A 21,424-nucleotide genomic window follows, 5' to 3' on the forward strand; every position below is an offset into this window, starting at 1 on the left:
TTTTTGTGAAAATGTTGTATATTTATATTTCACGTTATTCCCCTTTTATATTTTACAAGAGCCACTATTACAATCGTTTTCAGGAAATTCAATTGTCTTTTTAAGACCTCCCTGAAAGTCTGCTGAACCATCACGTGTGTTATGATAATAAAGTGTTTTGATACCATATTTATAAGCCATTAATAAATCTTTTATTAATTGGTGCATGGGAACTTTCTTATTAGGAAAACGAGTCGGATCGTAATTAGTATTTGCAGAAATAGATTGGTCAATGAATTTTTGCATAATACCTACAAGTTGTAAATAACCAACATTATTAGGGATTTGCCATAATAATTCATAATGATTTTTCAAATTGTCATATTCTGGAACTACTTGACGTAAGATTCCATCTTTAGATGCTTTAATACTAATATAACCTCTTGGTGGTTCAATTCCATTAGTGGAATTTGATATTTGTGAAGAAGTTTCTGATGGCATTAATGCAGAAAGTGTAGAATTACGTAAGCCATATTTCTTAATATTAATTCTTAAAGTTTCCCAATCATAGTGTAGTGGTTCTGATGTTAATTCATCTAATGTTTTTTTATAAGTATCAATAGGTAAGATACCTTTTGCATAATTTGTATCATGAAATAACGGACAATGTCCTTGTTCTTTTGCGAGTTCATTAGATGCTTTCAACAAATAATATTGTATAGCTTCAAAAGTTTTATGAGTTAAATTATTGGCGCTACCATCAGAATAACGTACTTTATTCTTTGCTAAATAATAAGCGTAATTAATGACACCTATACCTAAAGTACGACGGTTCATGGAAGCTTTTTTAGCGGCAAGAATAGGATAATTTTGATAATCTAGTACTGCATCTAATGCACGTACTATTAATACTGATAATTTTTCAATTTCATTTAATGATGTAATCATACCTAAATTAAAAGCGGACAGAGTACAGAGTGCAATTTCACCTTTTGTATCTTTAATATCATTTAATGGGTGGGTTGGTAAAAGAATTTCCATACAAAGATTAGATTGACGAATAGGTGCAACTTTAGGATTAAATGCACTATGTGTATTACAGTGATCGACATTTTGGATATAGATTCGGCCTGTTGATGCGCGTTCTTGCAACATACAGGAAAATAAATTAATAGCTTTGATATGTTTTTTTCGTATTTTTGAATTTGCTTCATATTTTAAGTATAAACGTTCAAATTCACTTTGATCATTAAAAAATGCTTGATATAAACCAGGGACATCAGATGGGCTAAATAATGTAATTTCTTTATCTTTTATAAGTCTTTCGTACATTAATTTGTTTATTTGTACAGCATAATCAAGATAACGTACACGATTATTTTCAATCCCACGATTATTTTTCAGTACAAGTAAGCTTTCAATTTCTAAATGCCAAATTGGATAAAATAATGTAGCAGCCCCACCGCGTACTCCACCTTGAGAGCATGATTTGACGGCACTTTGAAAATGTTTATAGAAAGGTATACAACCTGTATGAAAGGCTTCTCCATTACGAATAGGACTTCCTAATGCGCGAATATTTCCTGCATTAATGCCGATTCCTGCACGTTGAGATACGTATTTAATAATAGAGCTTGTTGTTGCATTAATAGAATCAAGTGTATCATCGCATTCAATTAATATACAAGAACTAAATTGTCTGGTAGGAGTACGTACTCCTGCCATAATAGGAGTTGGTAATGAAATTTTGAAAGTTGAAATAGCATCATAAAAAAGATGAATATAATTTAACCGTATTTTTTTTGGATATCGCGCAAAAAGACAAGCAGCAATAAGAATATACATGAATTGTGGACTTTCATAAATTTGTCCACTAACTCGATTTTGTAATAAATATTTTTTTTCTAATTGTTTAACTGCTGCATAGGAAAAATTCATATCACGCCAATGATCTAGAAAATTGTCAAGTTTGTTAAATTCTTTTTCTGAATAATCTACTAACAAATGTTTATCATATTTTCCTATTTTTACCATTTTTTTTACATGTTGATATAATTTTGGGGGTTCAAATTTTCCATAAGCTTTTTTACGTAAATGAAAAATTGCTAATCTAGCTGCAAGGTATTGGTAATCAGGTGTATTAGAAGAAATAAGATCTGCTGCTGCTTTAATTATTGTTTCATGAATATCAGCAGTTTTTATTCCACTATAAAATTGAATTTGTGAATGTAATTCTACTTGTGAAACAGATACATCTTGTAAATTTTCAGCAGCCCAAGTGATAACTTTGTGAATTTTATCTAGATTAATGAGTTCTTTATGACCATTACGTTTTGTTACTAAAAGACTTTCTCGCATATAGTAGATATACCTATAAAGTTAGGATTTATGGATTTATAAAAATAATATTTTTAAATTCATAGAATAAATTCATAGAAAGTACAATATATAGTATTTTTTATTTTTTAAATTACAATATAATGTAATATTGTTTTTTTAGCAAGTTATAAAAAATATAATATTTTTTACATATTTCTGCGTGATACATGCAATATATAATTTATATCAACGTTTTCTCCTAAATAAAATTTATTACTAAAAAGATTATAATGCAATCCTATGATGTGTTTTTCTTCTAAAGAGGTTTGATCAATCCAACTAAGTAATTCAGAAGGTTGAATAAATTTTTTTATTGTATGTGTTCCTTTAGGAACAATATTTAAAATATATTCAGCAGCAATAATAGCAAATAACCAGGATTTGTTGTTGCGATTAATAGTAGAAAAAAATACATGTCCACCAGGTTTTACTAATTTTTCACAAGCTTGAATTATTGATTTAGGATAAGGGACATGTTCTAATATTTCCATGCAAGTGATTATATCATAATTGTTTGGTTTTTTTTTGGCGTGTTTTTCAGCTGTCTCTTTTATGTATTGAATTTTAATTTTGTTTTTTAATGCATGTAGTTTAGCACTTTTAATCATTTGAGGTGTTATATCAATTCCTGTGACGATCCCTCCTTCTTTATACATACTTTCTGATAAAATACCTCCACCGCAGCCTATATCGAGTATTTTTTTTCCAAAAATACCATTTGCATTTTTTAGTATATAGTTTAAACGCAATGGATTAATTTTGTGCAAAAATGATTTTTTTTGATTCCACCATTGGGATGCTATGGAATTAAATTTTTTAATTTCATTGTAATCAATGTTTTTTTTTATGTCTGAATATTTTTTATTTTTCATAATATATATATTTTGTTTTGATAAATTAATTATTTGTTTTTTGTAATTTTTAAAAGTTTCTATTAATAGATTATTATATATTTTTGATTTTATGAATTCATGATTTTATAGTATAATTTTATTTCTAAATAAATAAGAAAATAAAGGATATTGGATCCATGAGTGAGATAGTGAGAGAAATTATACCAATTAATCTTGAAAAAGAGCTTAAAGATTCTTATTTAGATTATGCAATGTCTGTAATTATTGGTCGCGCTCTTCCAGATGTAAGAGATGGATTAAAACCAGTACATCGTCGTGTATTATATGCAATGCATGTTTTAGGTAATAATTGGAATAAACCTTATAAAAAATCAGCTCGTATAGTTGGTGATGTTATTGGTAAATATCATCCTCATGGAGACAGTGCTGTTTATGATGCTATAGTTCGTCTTGCACAACCATTTTCTATGCGTTATATGCTAGTTGATGGACAAGGAAATTTTGGATCTGTTGACGGAGATTCTCCTGCTGCAATGCGTTATACTGAAGTGCGTATGGCAAAAATTGTGCATGAATTGTTAGAAGATTTAGATAAAGAAACAGTAAATTTTGTACCTAATTATGATGGTACAGAAGAAATTCCGGATGTAATGCCTACTCGTATTCCTAATTTATTAATTAATGGTTCTTCAGGTATTGCAGTTGGAATGGCCACTAATATTCCCCCGCATAATCTTAGTGAAGTGATTGATGGTTGTTTAGCATATATTAATGATGAAAACATTAGTATTGAAAAGTTATTAAAATATATACCTGGTCCTGATTTTCCTACTGCTGGAATTATCAATGGGTATTGCGGTATTATAGATGCATATAAAACAGGTCGCGGGACGATTTGTATACGTGGTCGTGCTAATATTGAGATTAATTCAAATGGACGTAGTACTATTATTGTTAAGGAGATTCCCTATCAAGTCAATAAATCTCGTTTGATTGAAAAAATTGCTGAATTAATTAAAAATAAACGTATTGATGGAATTAGCGCATTGCGTGATGAATCTGATAAAGATGGTATGCGTATTGTTATTGAAATAAAACATGATGCGGTAGCAGAAATTATATTAAATAATTTATATTCTCTTACACAACTTCAAGTTTCATTTGGAATTAATATGGTTGCCCTATGTGATTCCCAACCTAAGCTTTTGAATTTAAAAGAAATTATTGGATTTTTTATTCGGCATCGTAGAGAAGTAGTTACTAGACGGACAATATTTGAATTACGTAAAGCACGTGAACGTGCTCATATATTAGAAGCGTTATCAGTAGCTTTAGTTAATATTAATTCAATGATTCCGCTTATTCAAGAAGCATTGAATTCCCATAATGCAAAATTAGTATTGATGAACACTCCATGGCAGTTAGGTGATCTTGCTTCTATGTTAGCAAACATAAATACTGAGATTGAAAAACCAACATTGGTGGATACTAAATATGGTATAAAATATAGTCAATATTATTTAACTGAATTACAAGCACAAGCTATTCTTGATTTGCGTTTACAAAAACTAACCAGTTTAGAATATAAAAAAATATTAAATGAGTATAATAATTTACTGAAACAGATTGAATTACTTTTGGATATACTGAAATCTCCACAGAGATTAATAGAAATTATAAAACAAGAATTATTAGCCGTTAAGTCACAATATCCTGATATAAGACGTACAGAAATTAATAAAAATAGCATTAATCTAAATATTGAAGATTTAATTAATCGGGAAGATGTTATGGTTACATTAACATATCAAGGATATATAAAATATCAACCATTATCTTCTTATGAGGCTCAAAGACGGGGGGGTAGGGGTAAATCAGCAGCTAGAATTAAAGAAGAAGATTTTATTCAATCTTTATTGATTGCTAATACTCATAATACGATTTTATGCTTTTCTAGTCGTGGTCGTCTTTATTGGATAAAATTATATCAGTTGCCAGAAGCACATCGTGGAGCTCGAGGTAGACCTATTATTAATTTATTACCATTAGAGAAAAATGAACGTATTACAGCAATTTTACCAGTGTATGCATTTGATGAAAATCATTATGTATTAATGGTTACAGCAAGTGGGATAGTAAAAAAAACTTCATTAAAAAATTTTAGTCATCCAAGAAATTCAGGAATTATTGCAATTAATTTAAATGAAGGAGATGAACTTATTGGTGTAAATCTAACAACAGGTGAAAATGAAGTTATGCTTTTTTCTGCTTCTGGTAAAGTTGTTCGATTTAAAGAAAATGCTGTTCGTCCTATGGGGCGCACAGCAGCTGGTGTTTTAGGTATTAAATTACAATCTGGAGATAGAGTCGTTTCATTAATTATTCCTCGTGGTAAGGGTGATATTTTGACTATTACAAAAAATGGTTATGGTAAACGTACTGAACAAATTGCATATCCGATAAAATCACGTGCTACTCAAGGTGTTATTTCTATTAAAGTAAGCAAACGTAATGGTTATGTCGTTGGAGCAATTGAAGTTGACAAAAAAGATCAAGTTATGATTATTACTGATACTGGGCGTTTAGTTCGAATCCGTGTTCTAGAAGTAAGTATTGTTGGAAGAAATACACATGGTGTTACTTTAATACATACTAGTAAAAATGAAAAGGTAGTTGGTATACAACGTGTTCTTGAATCTATATAAATTACAATAACAAGTGATTATTAGAAATATCAATATATGATAAAATCAAGATTGATTAATATATATTTTGTAAAAATTTTTTTATAAGTATTGTATTTCATAAGAAAGATCATTTTATTATTTTAGAGTATCTATATTTTTTTGATTTTATACAAATTTTTTGTTTTTTATCGAATAGTTATTTGAATTAAATGTCTTTTATAAAAATATAAATTGATATTTAATAATAAAATTTTATTCATCGTATAATTTTTTAATAAATAAAATTGGGTGATGTTTTTATTTTTATATACTTATACAGTATATATTATCTTTTTTTGTATTAATTTTCAATTAAAATTGAATTAATCTATTTTTAAGAGGAAATATTGTTCTTTTTGTGATAGTTTGCATATGATTTTTTTCGTTTGCTTTGTCATATAAAAAATATATTGAGATTTTTATATGTTATGAAAAGTTATTCAAAATATTATAAATTTGATAATATATAAAATATTTTTTTAAATATTTTTTATTATTATATCTATGATAAATTGTATGTTTATTTTTTTTTAAAAAAAATGTACGTATTCTTATTTTTTTAAAAAAACTTAATTTTATTTAAAATTCAATATCATATAAAAATAATAATAAAAATATTAATGATATATTTTAACTCTTTTATATAATACAGATATATTTTTACACATATTAAATCATAATTAAAAATAAGTATAAACATATATTTTTATATAATATTTTGATTATTTAATAATTTAAAGGTTAATTTTTCATTTTATATATGTATAGATATTTTTTAAAAAATATTTAGATTTTAAAATAATTTGATGTTATATTATTAACGATTTTATATAACGTATATTTTTTATGTATTTTTTATAATGAATTGGTAAAAATAATTATCATATTTGATTTTAATTTTATAAGTTTTGCCGGCTTAGCTCAGTTGGTAGAGCAACTGACTTGTAATCAGTAGGTGACCAGTTCGACTCCGGTAGCCGGCACCAAATTGTTTTTTGTAGTTTCATTTCTAAATATTGATATTTTAAAAAAGAAATATATTTTTTAAGATTAATTATTATTTTTAACTATTTTTATTTTTTGAAAAAATTAATATACTTATGTATGTTAATTTAATTTTTATTAATCAATAAATTGTTAATAAATATATTATAATATTTTGTTTTTTTGAATATATATATGTGTATTAATTGTAAAATATATTTTTTATATAAATATTAAAATTTTTCTATAATGTAATAAATGTTTAATAGCATAAAAGTATTTTTTATTAAAATTTTATTTTTATAGATTCACTTTATAGATTAATATAAAATGTTATTCATTGATTATTATTATGAATATACACTAAATATAAATATATTTTGATTTACATAAAGTATATAAAATAAAATTAAAGGTTTTCATATTTTTCATATGATTAAATATAATTTTTATTTTGTTTATATTTTAAAAATATCTTTGTGTATAGTACGTATTTTTATTAATATTAATAAGTTTTCAGAAAAATATGAAGAATATCCATTTCCATTTTTTTTCTTCAAATAATTAAATCATTCATTGATAAATTTTTTATTTTTTAGTTTTATTAAAATTAATGAATAAGATAAATATAATATAAAAAGAAACATATAATTTTATAAAATAAATAGAGTTATGAACTTATTTTATTATTTTTTTAAAAGAGTAGAGTAAACAATCTATAGAATCAAAGTATACTAAAAAAAATATAGTTCTAACTATAAAAAAAATTGTATGAATGATATGAAATAATTATTTAAAATAAAAGTTATTGAATTAAAAGTACCATATTAATACCTTCTAAAATAAATAGCAATACTAAAAATTATATAGGTAAAATCTAAATTAAATATTTCAGTAAAAACCAATCAAATTCTTATAATAAATTGTAAAGTTAAAATTAAATTTAATATTTTTCATGAACTGAAAATATGAAGGTAATGAGTATTAAGTATTATAAATAAAAATAAAAAAATAATTTTTAAACTAAAATAATATTTGGGATTTTATGGTAAAATACCATTCGATTCAATGTAAAAAACAGAGCTGTATTTAAAACAGAAAATAATATAGCAAATGAAACTTTGTTATTATTAAACTTTGTTATTAATTATATTTGTTATTAATGATATAATAAAATACTCGTTTATTTTTATACTTTTATACAATGAAATAAATTATTGTATCATATTACATATATTAAGATCTTATTTTTTATTTTTAGATAAAATTTCTTTAATAAAAAATAATCTATAAAGTTTTAATATTACCTTTTAAAAAAATAACAATAAAAATTGCATGCCAGAAAGATTAAAACATAATCATAAAATTTAAAATTAGTTTTAATAATAACGTTATTACAAATAAAAAGATATATTATATGAAAACTTATCTTTATTAAAAATATCTCTTATTTACTAAAAATATCTCTTATTTACTAAAAATATCTCTTATTTACTAAAAATATCTCTTATTAGAGCATTAATTATAACACTTTTTTGTTATTGATAATCCATGTAAAAAATAAATAATAAATTGATTAATATTATTGATTAAAAAAAAATAGTTGATGTGTTTTAAAAAAGATATTATACCAATTAATATCATTATTTTTCTACCTATCGTATTTTCTATTGAATAATAAAAAGGTAACTTATTGAAAATCAAGAAATGTAACTCTTTAAATTCCTTCTTACTTAACCTATATTAATATTAAAAATTTTTATAATGAATAATAAACTAGGTCAATAAATATCAATACCTAATAGCATCAAAAAAAAACTAAAATAAAAATTAATTTAAAATAATCATAAGGATAGTTTTGCATTTTTGATCTACAAAAAATACATTTTTTCTGTGTAACTTTTAATAAAAAATTACCAATTTTTTAGAATAAATTTTATCAGTTAATTATATGTTTATAAAATACTTTTAGGTTTTTAATTATTAATGCTTTGCATTAATAAAAAGACTAATTTTTCGATGTAGATTTAAGAAAAATATTTCTGTAAAATTTTAATTAAAAAATTTATTTGATTTTTTTGATTATTATGATTATTAGAGGGTGTAATTTTTTTAAAAATATTTTATGCAAGATTTTTTGATAATTTATTTTTTTAAATAAGCAAAATTAAATTATATAAAAATATTATACTGAGATATATAAAAATATTTTTCATAAGTTTCGACATTGAAAAGATATTAATTTATATGAATTAAAATTTTTAAGTAAAATAATGAGTTTGATTATATTTTTTTTGTGAAATTTTTATTTTTATTGAATGTATTATTGAATCTATTTTAATTGTGTATTAATTACTTATAATAATGTATTTATTATAAGTAGTTAATATTTGAAATATATATATTTTAAATACTTGTATAAATTCTTTATAAAAGAAAATTTTTGTAAAAAAATATATAATTTATGAATATTTTTAATTTTTTTTAAATTTCTAACATTTATTTTTATTACTAAAATTTAGTAAATTTTAACTTATAAACATAAGTTTTGAGTTTTCATATTTTGTATATTATTATATTTTTGTTTTAAAAATATAATAAATATTAAATTTTAAATAAAATATTTCATAATATATTTTATATAATCATATATGTTTGAATATTAAATTAAATTTTTGGTATTGATGTTTTTTGTTTTATGAAATTTTTGATATTTTTCTGTTATTTTATTATTTTTTTGATATATCAATTAATAAATTTAATAAATTAAAACCCTAAATTTTGTTTAAAAATAGAATAGGTTACAAAATTTTTTAAAAAATTAGAATTTTCTCTTACTTATTTTAAAAATAACATATAGTACTTTTTTGTTATGATAATTTTTATAAATTTTTTGTTTAGATTTTGATCTTTAATATTATAAATATTCTAAATATTTAATATTGATATTTAAATTTTATGATAATAATTTTTATAAAAAAAGATTAATATTTATATAAATAATACTTATTTCACCATTTTTTTTGTTAAAAAAAATAAAAAATATGAATTTATTTTTATAAGATTTTTTTAAAGAATCATTATACAAAATTTTTATTTGATATAATATTATATTAAATATTATATATGTTATTACTTATACGAGTAATAAGTACTATTTATATCTAAATCAAAATTTTCTTTATAAGAAAATCTATTATATGATGATTTACAATCTTTTTTATTAGTTAAAATATTAAAGATTCAATTAAATTATTTTTTATAATTTCATAAAATGTTATATTTTTTAGCAAAAATTCTAAAAAAATATTTTGTTTTTGATAAATTTTGTTAAATATTTTGATAATATTTTTTTGTTAGATAAAATATAAATATTTTATAAATAATTTATTACTTTGAATAAAATGTATTTGTTTTTATCGAAAGTAATTTGTATATAAAAATTGATATGTTTTAATAAATAAATATTTATTATTTATTAAATTTTGATGATAAAATAATAATTGTAAAGAAAAGGTATATATTATATGCGTACAGATTATTGTGGTGAATTAACTATTTCTCAAATTGGAAAAAAAGTAATTCTTTGTGGGTGGGTAAATTGTCAACGTAATTTAGGAAAATTAATTTTTGTTGATATGAGAGATCGTGAAGGTTTAGTGCAAATTGTTTTTTTGAAAAAAAAAATTTAAAACTTTTTATTCAAGCATCAAAATTACGTAACGAATTTTGTATTCAAATAACAGGTGTAGTTCATAAGCGTTTTCAAAGTAATAAAGAAATATCAACTGGTGATATTGAAATTATTGCTGAAAAATTGACGATTATTAATCCTTCGAAACCTTTACCAATAGATAACAAACAAGAGAATTCAGAAGAAAGTAGATTAGTATATCGTTATATCGATTTGCGTCGTCCAGAAATAGCAAAACGATTAATAGAAAGAGCAAAAATTACTAGTTTTGTGCGTCGTTTTATGGACAAGGAAGGTTTTTTAGATATTGAAACTCCTATGCTTACAAAAACAACTCCAGAAGGAGCACGGGATTATCTTGTGCCCAGTCGTATTAAAAAAGGTGAATTTTATTCATTACCACAGTCTCCTCAACTCTTTAAGCAATTACTTATGATTTCTGGTTTTGATCGCTATTATCAAATAGTTAAGTGTTTTCGTGATGAAGATTTACGTGCAGATCGTCAACCTGAATTCACTCAAATTGATATAGAAACTTCTTTCATGAGTGCAGAACAAATTCGTGAAATCATGGAACGTTTAATTCGTAATTTGTGGAAAGAAAATAAAGGTATTGAATTAGATAATTTTCCAGTAATAACTTTTTCTGATGCTATACGACGTTATGGTACAGATAAACCAGATTTACGCAATCCGCTAGAATTAATTGATATTGCTGATTTAATTAATTTGCTAGAATGTAATCAACTATTTAATGAAGTTATTAATAGTGAAGTGGTAAATGAACGTTATGGACGTATTGTTGCATTATGTATACCTATGGGTACAAAATTAACATTTTTACAATTAGAAGAATATAATCAATTTGTTTCTATTTATGGACTTAAAAAATTAATTTGGATAAAAGTAAATGCATGTGTTAATAATATAATAAAAATTGAAAGTTCAATAAGTAATGTTTTTTCTCAAGAAGTAATTCATAATTTATTAATACGAACAAAGGCTAAAGTTGGTGATATTTTATTATTAGGTTCAGGTAAACAAAGTATTGTAAATCGTGCTATGGGTGCTTTGAGGTTAAAGGTAGGATATGATTTTTTGAAAATTATAAAAAATGATATTTGGAAACCTCTATGGGTCATTGATTTTCCTATGTTTAAAGAAGATTCAAATGGTAAACTTCATTCGATGCATCATCCTTTTACTGCACCAAAAAATTGTACTCCGGAACAATTAAAAGTGAATCCTTTAGATATTATTGCTAATGCTTATGATATGGTTATTAATGGTTATGAAGTTAGTGGTGGTTCTGTGCGTATTCATAATAATAAAATGCAACAAACTGTTTTTGAAATTCTTGATATTGGAAAAGAAGATCAAGAAAAGAAATTTGGTTTTTTTCTTGATGCTTTAAATTATGGTACTCCACCTCATGCAGGTTTAGCATTTGGTTTAGATAGGTTAGTTATGTTATTAACAGAAACAGAGAATATTCGTGATGTTATTGCATTTCCAAAAACAACGGCAGCAGCTTGTTTAATGACTGGTGCACCAAGTGCAGTTAGTTCTTGTTTATTAGATGAATTATCAATTAATTTTATTAATAAATAATATTTTTCAATAAACAATCAATTTGGCATTAATAATGTTTTTGATTTATGGTATTATTGTAATTAATTTTCTTATAAATAATAACTATCTTTTTTTTAATAAAGTTTCTTATATGTAATAGTACAAAAATAATATGATTACACATAATATATTGATTTATTTTTTTAAAAAAATAATTCTCTTACAAAAATAACAAATAATTGATAATTATTTGAAGATTAATAAAAAAATATTTTACAAATAAATAGTGTTAAAAATTATAAAAAATTTATTTTTATTCTATAATATTGAAGAACAGATTATTTTATTTTAATAAATATTTGATTAACATTGATGCTACATTATATAAATAATTATAAACAATATTTGTATTTTTTTCTAAAATTATTTTATAGAGATTATAAAGAAAAGGTCGCAGTAAATGGGTTAATATAAAATACAAAAAAATTGCAAAAATACAAAGTGTAATAAATCTTTTACTAAAATTATTTGTGAAGTAATAATAGCAACTCAGTTAGGTGCTGCGTCTGATGTTTCATGAAATTTGTGATTGTTTTATTGTTGATAAAGCATTATTTAATAATATGATATGAAATACTATTAATTGTGTCATAGAAAGTAGTGTAGTAAATATTAACATTAATAATATAAATTATATTATTTATTAAGGTCATGTGTGGTTCAAATAATACTGTTTTATGATAGATTGTTTAACTGATAATCGTAATAGAACTATATCTAATATACGTATTTTTTTTACTAAATATTTTAGTATTTTGCTTATTAAAAGAGATATAAGTTATTTATTTATCAAACGTGGTATTCTTAGTTATGCATTTTTTATTGATAAAAATAGTTTTATGGAAGTAATATTAAATATTAGCGTAGAAGATATTAAATATTATGATGGTATAATATACTAAATCAGATTTTTTTTAGAGTAAAAAATTAAATTTAGCTGGTTTCAAACTTGTAATAGATGAAGTGATTATGATTTAATTAAAAAATAAATATTAAAAACATATAAATTATTGTGTTTGATGAATATATTAAAAAGTTTTAATGATGTGAAAGTAATAAATCATAATTTCGATTTTAAAGATTATTTTTTTTGGTATATCGTTAGAGTTTTTATATTTTTAAAATTCACTCATATACTTTTTTGCATATTTTTTTATTTTTGATGTTAATTATAAATAATTATGATACATTGATTTAATATTTTTTATTATAAATACATTTTATGATAATATATAAAATTTTAGAGAAAAGATATAAATATTTGTTTTTTATAAAAATTTTGTTTAGAAAAATAAATTAGAAATTTTATTGGAAATTTATCTGTATTTATAAAATGACATCCAAATTAATGTTTTGTTTTAAACAATAAACTTAAAATAAATAAAGTGCTTGCACAAATGACAACTGATGGTCCTGTTGGTGTATCATAATATGCAGATATTAAAAGTCCACCAGTTACAGAAAACATAGCAATAACTATAGAAATAATGGCCATTTGTTCCGGTGTCTTTGCAAATTGTCTTCCAGTAGCTGCAGGAATAATAAATAATGAAGTAATGATTAAAGCACCAACAAATTTTATTGCAATTCCTATTGTAATTGCCATGACGAGCATTAACAATGTTTTTAGGTTTTGTATTTTTATGCCATCTATAAAAGCTAAATCTTGATTAATAGTTATTGAAATTAAATTACGCCATTTCCATATAAGAATGATACAAACAATACTAATACCTGCAGCAATTAAAAAAATATCTTCATTGGTTACTGACAATAGATCACCAAATAAGTAAGTTATCAAATCCATACGTATATTCTCTATTAAGCTAATAATAACTAATCCTATCGAAAGAGTACTGTGTGCCATTATACCTAATAGAGTATCTATGGAAAGTTGAGGATATTTTTCTAACCAAGTTAATAATATTGCTACAATAATCGTGATAATGATTACAGAATAAAATAGATTTATCTGAAATAATAGTCCAAAAGCAATACCGACTAGTGAAGCATGAGCAAGAGTATCACCAAAATAAGACATACGTCGCCAAATAATGAATGAGCCTAATAATCCTGATACAATAGCTAATAGCATACCAGCTAACCATCCAGGAAATAATAATTTGATCATTATGATATCATTTTCCTATTAAATATCTTATTAATGTCATGATTAAAATCATAGTGTTTTTTTTTGTGATTATGCATATGAGTTTTTTCTGCATGATGATGACCAAACATAGCAATAAATTTTGGATCTAAGGCTACATTTTTAGGTTTTCCAGAACAGAAAATATTTTTATTGATACATAGTATTTTATCACTTATGCTCATAATTAGATGCAGATCATGTGAAATCATGAAAATAGCACAATGGAATTCTGTACGAATATTATGAATCATGTTATATAAAATGATTTGCCCATTGATATCTACACCTTGAGTTGGTTCATCTAAGACAAGTAATTGTGGTTGATGAAGTAATGCACGGGCAAGTAGGACACGTTGTGTTTCACCTCCTGATAATTTTTGCATTTCTTGGTGGAGAAGATGATCAGCACCAACACGTTTTAAAGTATGGATGACATCATTAATTTTTACTTTAGGTTTTAATGTCATGAAACGTTTAACTGTTAGAGGAATTATTAATTCTAAAGATAATTTCTGTGGTACATAACCAATACGTAATTTATTTGGATAAATAATTTTTCCTTTATTTGGTAATACCAGTCCCAAAAGTATTTTTGCAAGTGTTGATTTACCTGCACCATTTGGTCCGATTAATGTCAATATTTCAAGTGAATGTAAATCAAAAGAGATATTTTCAATTATTTTATGAGAATTGAAATTAACAGTAATATTTTTCAAACTTAATATGGTGTGCATTGTAAATAATTTTGCCGAATGATTAAAATGTTATGATATAAAATTAATAAAATTAATCTATGGAAAGTATCTTTATGATATATAAAAGAATCAAAATTCCTAAAAGGATTATAACAAAATTTATTTTTCTTGTATTCTTACTAAGCATTTTTTTTAATATAGAAGCAAATGTTATTACCTCAATTCGTCCATTGGGTTTTATTGCTTCTGCTATTACTCATAATATAACTGATGTAGAAATATTATTGCCTGATACTGTTTCACCTCATCATTATTTTTTGAAACCTTCTGATCTAAAAAAAATTAAGAAAGCTGATCTTTTTATTTGGATTGGTCCTGATATGGAATCTTTTTTAAGAAAGCTATTAGTAAATTTTCCCAATGAAAAAAAAATTACTTTAATGGAAGAGTCAGCTATTAAAAAATTTTTGTTAAAAAGTAATAATATTGCATTGCTAAAAAATAAAAGTGTTTATAATAATGGTAATTTTTACTTTTCTGAAGATAATATACATAGTACATATAATGTACATATTTGGTTATCACCTGATATTGCAAGGATTACAGCTAAAATTATCTATGATCGTTTAATAATCTTGTATCCTACATATCAAAATCAATTAGATTTAAATCTTAATAAATTTTATTCGGAGTTGACACAAACTGATAAATATATTGCTAAAATGTTAAAATCAGTAGTTGATAAAGAATATTTTGTATTTCATGATGCTTATAATTATTTTGAAAAACATTATCATTTATCTTCATTAGGTTATTTTACAATTAATCCTATTATTCAACCTGGTGCTAAAAAATTATATAAAATAAGAAGAATATTGACTCAAAAAAATGCAATGTGTATTTTTATTGAACCACAATTTAAGGCAAATGTTATTACTACTGCTATAAAAGGTATAGATATAAAAATGGGTATTTTAGATCCATTAGGAAGCAGTATTGCTTTAAATAAGAATAGTTATGTAGAATTTTTAAAGGTTTTATCTCATCAATTTAAAAACTGTCTAGATAAAAATTAGAAGGAATTTAATACGTGCAGCAGATGGTGAAAACTATCGTTCAGGTATATGGTAATTTACCTAAACCACATAAAATTATTTTAGGTACATTGACTTTAGTAACAGTAGTTGTTGGTATTTGGAAACCTGTTGTCATTCATCCTGATGATATGAATATAAATACCTTAAAGAAAGAATTATCAATAAAAAAAGGAATTATGTTGGATAATTTTCATAATAATTCAATAGATATAAGTCAAAGTGCTAATTTAAATAACAATATTATAATTGATAATGATAATAATGAATCATTGTCAGATGAAGGGATTCTTAATGACAACAGAGCTGTTACTGATGAGCATATTGTTTCAAATGGTGATAATTTAACAAGTATTTTGACTCAGTATAATTTAGATGTTAGTGATATTGCTATATTATCTAATCAATACAAAGTGTTACGTAATTTAAAAATTGGACAAACTTTAAATTGGGAATTAAATAAAAATGGTGAATTACAGATATTAACATGGATTGTTTCTGAAAGAGAAATGAGAGTGTATACTCGACAAGGTAACTCTAATATTTTTCATGAAGAAAAAAAAATTCGTACAGGTGTTTGGATTGAAAAAGTTATAAAAGGTACAATCATTAATAATTTGATTAATAGTGTTATGCATGCAGGTTTAACTTATAAAGAAGCTTGTGAAGTCTCTAAAGTATTAAAATTGCAAATTGATTTGCGAAAATTAAAATATGGTGATAAGTTTTCAATATTATTAAGTCGTGAAATGTTTCTTGATATTCATAGTAAACAAAGTCGTTTATTAGGTATTCATTTATTGAGTAATGGTAAAAATTATTATGTTTTTCGAGCGGATAATGGTCATTATTATGATAGTGAAGCTAATGGTTTAGAATTAGATTTTTTACGTTATCCCACAGGAAAACCTTTTAGAGTATCTTCACATTTTAGTTTGCGTCGTGTAAACCCAGTAACAGGACGTTTAGCTCCTCATCAGGGCGTTGATTTTTCGATGCCAATAGGAACGCCTATATTAGCAGTTAGTGATGGTGATATTATTGCAGCTAAATATTCTGGAGCAGCTGGAAATTTTATTGCGATCCGTCATGGTCGTCAATATACAACTCGTTATATGCATTTACGTAAATTATTAGTTAAACCAGGACAGAAAATAAAAAAAGGTGAATGCATTGGGTTATCAGGAAATACTGGACGTACTACAGGTCCACATCTTCATTATGAACTATGGTTTAATAAGAGAGCAGTCAATCCATTAACTGTTAATTTACCTGATTCAGGTAAATTAACAGGTAAAGAACGTCAACTTTATTTAGAAAAAGTAAAAGATAATACACTAAAATTAAAAATTGATTAAAAATAGCATGATTATGAATATTTATATTATTTATTAAAAAGATAATATAGTATTTATAAAGTTATTTTTTTAAAAAATTTTTTATTTATGCAAAATTATCATATTAAAATATGATCTATGATAGATTTTTTGATTTTTTTATTTGAGTGTATTGATGAAAAAAGAACAGAATAAAAATAATAAACTTGGTTATATTCCTACTTTCCATTTTATGTATCTACATCCAAAATATTGGATGATGTGGATTGGTATTTTATTGTTAGTAAGTACAGTATATTTACCTATTACAGTACGCGATTTATTTTTAGCGAAAATAGGAAAATTAATTGGTAAATTAGCAAAGAATACCCGTAGAAGGGCAAAAATTAATTTGCTGTATTGTTTTCCTGAATTTACTGAAGAAGAAAGAGAAAAATATATTGATAAAATGTTTTCAGTTGCACCTCAATCGTTTGCAATACTAACAGAGTTAGCATTAAGAGGAGCAAAAAAAATATTAGTTCGAACACGTTGGTATAATTTTGAAATTATTGAAAAATTAAAAAAACAAGGACGTAATATTATTTTTATGGTACCACATTGTTGGGCTGTTGACATTCCAGCAATGTTATTAGCTGAAAGAGGAGAAAAAATGGCTGCTATGTTTCATCATCAAAAAAATGCTCTTGCTGATTATTTATGGAATAAAGCGAGGTGTTCTTTTGGTGGTCGTTTACATTCTCGTAAAGCTGGTATTAGACCATTTATTGCTAGTGTTAAGGAAGGATTTTGGGGATTTTATTTGCCTGATCAAGATCATGGTAAAAAAAATAGTGAATTCGTGGATTTTTTTGGTACCTATAAAGCTACTTTACCTGCTATAGGAAGATTAATGAAAGCATGTAATGCAGAAATAGTACCATTATTTCCTGCATATGATTATAAAACTCATCAATTATATATTTATATTCGTAAACCAATGAGAGATATCATTGGAAAAAATGATCGGTATATTGCACGTAGAATTAATGAAGAAGTAGAATGTTTAGTAAAACCTTATTTGGAACAATATACATGGGTATTAAAATTGTTAAAAACTAGAAAATTAGGTGAGATAGAACCTTATCTTCGTGATGATCTTTATCAATAAAAATTATTTATTAATATCTTATTGGTTTAATATTTTTCTTATCTTATTATTTTTTGATTTTTTATTTTTTATTTGCATAATAAATATTAATTTTATAGTATGTATGCAGTATATTTTTATAAATTATTATTTTTGTTTAGTTATTAACTTTACAGTACAAATATATTTTATAGTTTTAAATAAAAAATATAGTTAGTTATTTTATTGCATAATTATATTAAACAAATTTGTATTTATGTTCTTATATTTTTTTATTATTTTGTTTTTAAGATTATGTATTAATCGACTTAATAATTTTATATATTTATATATGTATAAAATATTTTATTTTATGTTTTGATTTTTATTTTTTATTATTTTGTAATATTATTTTTATTTAAATAATTGATAATCTTTATTTATAATTTTTATAAAAAATTTACAATAAAGTAATTTTTTTATAATTAAGAGATATTCTACTAAATTTTTATTATATTTAATTATATATTATATTAGTATAATATATTTTTCATGTGTATAAAAAATAAATGATATATAAGTTCAAAAATATATTAATATTTTTATAATATTTATAAAATTAAAAATATATTTTTTATTTAAATATTTAGGTTATCATGAAAAATAATATATTTTAGTATATAAATTTTAAATTTACGAATTTAATTTTCTTTTATTACTATAATTAAAATTAATTAAAATGATTTATTTTTTATATTTTTTTGATCTTGTAAAGCATAAATAGAAAATTTTATTTTTTAATATAATTTTTTATATTTTTTTGATCTTGTAAAGCATAAATAGAAAATTTTATTTTTTAATATAATTATAAATATACTTATTTGTTTTTTTAAAAAATACTTTTTTATTAATATCATTAATAATTAGAAATATATTATTAATAATCGTTGTTTTTTTGTATAAGTATTTATATTTAATCATGTAATTAATTTACAAATCTTCTTTGTTTTTTGTATTAAATCTTCAATAAAACGTGCATTTGGATTTTTTCAATTGTACAGTATTATAGATTTATATTTTTAGGAGTATCCCATATAATGCTGATTAATAAAATTATGCATCAATGTAATTGTAATTTAGTTATTTTTGGTGCAACAGGAGATTTAAGTCGTCGTAAATTATTACCATCTCTCTATCAACTAGAAAAAATGGGTTATATTCATCCAGATACACGAATTATAGGGGTAGGTAGATCTCAATGGAATACTATTCATTATATTAAAGTAGTAAGAGAAGCATTAAATTTTTTTTTGAATGAAACAATTGAACCTTTTTTGTGGGAAACATTCAGTAAAAGACTGGATTTTTTACATTTAGACGTTAATGATATTAATAAATTTCATTTGTTAGCAAAACATCTTTCAAATGATGATAAACCAAGCATATATTATATAGCTATGCCACCAAAGACTTTTAGTGTTATTTGTCATGGTTTAGGGCACGTTGGTTTAAATAAGAATCCTCATAATCGTGTTGTTATGGAAAAACCATTGGGTAATAATCTTATTTCTTCTCAAACTATAAATAATTTGCTTTCTCAATATTTTAAAGAAAATCAAATTTACCGTGTAGATCATTATTTAGGAAAAGAAACAGTATTGAATTTGTTAGCATTACGTTTTTCTAATTCTCTGTTTATTAATAATTGGGATTATCGAACTATTGATCATGTACAAATTACAGTTGCTGAAAAAATTGGGATAGAAGGTCGTTGGAATTACTTTGATCAAACAGGGCAAATGCGTGATATGTTTCAGAATCATTTATTACAAATTTTAACTATGATTACGATGTCACCACCTGCAGATTTGAGTGCTGATCGAATACGTGATGAGAAAGTTAAAGTTTTGCGTTCTTTGCGCCGTATTGATTATACTAATTTTCATGAAAAAACAGTTCGAGGTCAATATACATCAGGTTCTATTCAAGGAGAAAAAGTAGTAGGATATCTTGAAGAAAAAGGAGCTAACAAGTTAAGCAAAACAGAAACTTTTGTGGCAATTCGGGTTGATATTGATAATTGGCGGTGGGCTGGAGTTCCATTTTATTTAAGAACAGGTAAGCGGTTACCAGAAAAGTATTCTGAGGTTGTTATATATTTTAAAAAGCCAATATTAAATATTTTTACTGGTTTTTATCATAATTTGCCACAAAATAAATTAACAATTCGTTTACAACCTGATGAAGGTATTGATATTGAAATTTCAAATAAAGTTCCTGGTCTTGAAGATAAACAGTATTTAAAAACAACAAAATTAGATTTCACTTTTTCTAAAACATTTCATAAAATTCATTTGTCTGATGCTTATGAACGTTTATTGCTAGAAGTGATGCGTGGTATTCAAGCACTATTTGTGCGTCGAGATGAAATAGAAGAAGCATGGAGATGGGTAGATTCTATTATAGATGCTTGGGCTATGGATAATGAACCGCCAAAACCTTATCAAGCAGGGACATGGGGGCCAATGGCATCAATTGCGATGATTAACAGGGATAGTCGTTCATGGAGTAAATTTAAATAATTTTTATAATTTATGAAATTACTAAACAATATAATGATCTTAATTTTATATTGCTTACAACAAATATGGTAAGTTTATTTTTATGAAAATCTTTGTTTTTTATAAAATTCATATTTGTATTATCAATTATATTTTTTATATTACTTGCATATAATTAATTATTTTATTTTCAATAAACTATGTAAATAAATTGAAAAGTAATAATATA

General features: G+C 23.5%; 10 protein-coding genes, 1 tRNA gene and 1 pseudogene. 8 read left to right on the plus strand and 4 right to left on the minus strand.

The genetic code is table 11. The features are described from left to right. Positions 1–45 precede the first annotated feature (45 nt). A complete protein-coding gene (nrdA, locus tag ABNS14_RS00940) occupies positions 46–2,337 on the minus strand; it encodes a class 1a ribonucleoside-diphosphate reductase subunit alpha (protein ID WP_348666503.1) in 2,292 nt (763 codons plus the stop codon). 167 nt (positions 2,338–2,504) lie between these two features. Then, positions 2,505–3,230: a bifunctional 2-polyprenyl-6-hydroxyphenol methylase/3-demethylubiquinol 3-O-methyltransferase UbiG gene (gene ubiG, locus ABNS14_RS00945; protein WP_348666504.1), complete on the minus strand. Its 726-nt coding sequence runs from the start codon at positions 3,228–3,230 to the stop codon at positions 2,505–2,507. Positions 3,231–3,388: 158 nt separating this feature from the next. Here ubiG and gyrA point away from each other — a divergent pair, with 158 nt between their 5' ends. The 4 genes and pseudogenes from gyrA to ABNS14_RS00965 all read left to right on the plus strand — a co-directional run bounded on the left by gyrA (position 3,389) and on the right by ABNS14_RS00965 (position 13,150). Further along, on the plus strand, positions 3,389–5,917 hold the full coding sequence (gyrA, locus tag ABNS14_RS00950) for a DNA topoisomerase (ATP-hydrolyzing) subunit A (protein WP_348666505.1): 2,529 nt from the start codon (positions 3,389–3,391) through the stop codon (positions 5,915–5,917). Between the two features lie 931 nt (positions 5,918–6,848). After that, positions 6,849–6,924, plus strand: a tRNA-Thr gene (locus ABNS14_RS00955). Positions 6,925–10,449: 3,525 nt separating this feature from the next. After that, a pseudogene (gene aspS / locus ABNS14_RS00960) lies at positions 10,450–12,227 on the plus strand (aspartate--tRNA ligase). Positions 12,228–12,925: 698 nt separating this feature from the next. Beyond that, positions 12,926–13,150 (plus strand): YebC/PmpR family DNA-binding transcriptional regulator, encoded by a 225-nt coding sequence (locus ABNS14_RS00965; RefSeq protein WP_348666506.1) that lies wholly within the window; start codon positions 12,926–12,928, stop codon positions 13,148–13,150. 443 nt (positions 13,151–13,593) lie between these two features. Here ABNS14_RS00965 and znuB read toward each other — a convergent pair whose 3' ends face one another. Further along, a complete protein-coding gene (gene znuB, locus ABNS14_RS00970; protein ID WP_348666507.1) occupies positions 13,594–14,379 on the minus strand; it encodes a zinc ABC transporter permease subunit ZnuB in 786 nt (261 codons plus the stop codon). Beyond that, positions 14,379–15,134 carry a zinc ABC transporter ATP-binding protein ZnuC gene (znuC, locus tag ABNS14_RS00975; protein ID WP_348666508.1) on the minus strand — a complete coding sequence of 252 codons (756 nt, stop codon included), beginning with the start codon at positions 15,132–15,134 and terminating at the stop codon, positions 14,379–14,381. The genes znuB and znuC overlap by 1 nt, the downstream gene beginning before the upstream one ends. 74 nt (positions 15,135–15,208) lie before the next feature. On the opposite strand from znuC, the gene znuA reads away from it, so the two are divergent. The 4 genes from znuA to zwf all read left to right on the plus strand — a co-directional run bounded on the left by znuA (position 15,209) and on the right by zwf (position 21,216). Further along, positions 15,209–16,171, plus strand: coding sequence for a zinc ABC transporter substrate-binding protein ZnuA (gene znuA, locus ABNS14_RS00980; RefSeq protein ID WP_348666509.1), 963 nt, complete (start codon positions 15,209–15,211; stop codon positions 16,169–16,171). A gap of 23 nt (positions 16,172–16,194) precedes the next feature. Next, entirely contained in the window at positions 16,195–17,547 is a 1,353-nt protein-coding gene (gene mepM, locus ABNS14_RS00985) for a murein DD-endopeptidase MepM (RefSeq protein WP_348666510.1), read from the plus strand. Positions 17,548–17,701: 154 nt separating this feature from the next. Then, the gene (lpxM, locus tag ABNS14_RS00990) at positions 17,702–18,676 is read left to right on the plus strand and encodes a lauroyl-Kdo(2)-lipid IV(A) myristoyltransferase (RefSeq protein ID WP_348666511.1); all 975 of its coding nucleotides are present in this window, start codon (positions 17,702–17,704) and stop codon (positions 18,674–18,676) included. A gap of 1,055 nt (positions 18,677–19,731) precedes the next feature. After that, positions 19,732–21,216 carry a glucose-6-phosphate dehydrogenase gene (gene zwf / locus ABNS14_RS00995; RefSeq protein ID WP_348666512.1) on the plus strand — a complete coding sequence of 495 codons (1,485 nt, stop codon included), beginning with the start codon at positions 19,732–19,734 and terminating at the stop codon, positions 21,214–21,216. The last annotated feature ends 208 nt before the right edge of the window (positions 21,217–21,424 follow it).

The sequence above is a fragment of the Arsenophonus symbiont of Ornithomya chloropus genome (assembly GCF_964026495.1).
In the GTDB taxonomy this organism is placed as follows: domain Bacteria; phylum Pseudomonadota; class Gammaproteobacteria; order Enterobacterales; family Enterobacteriaceae; genus Arsenophonus.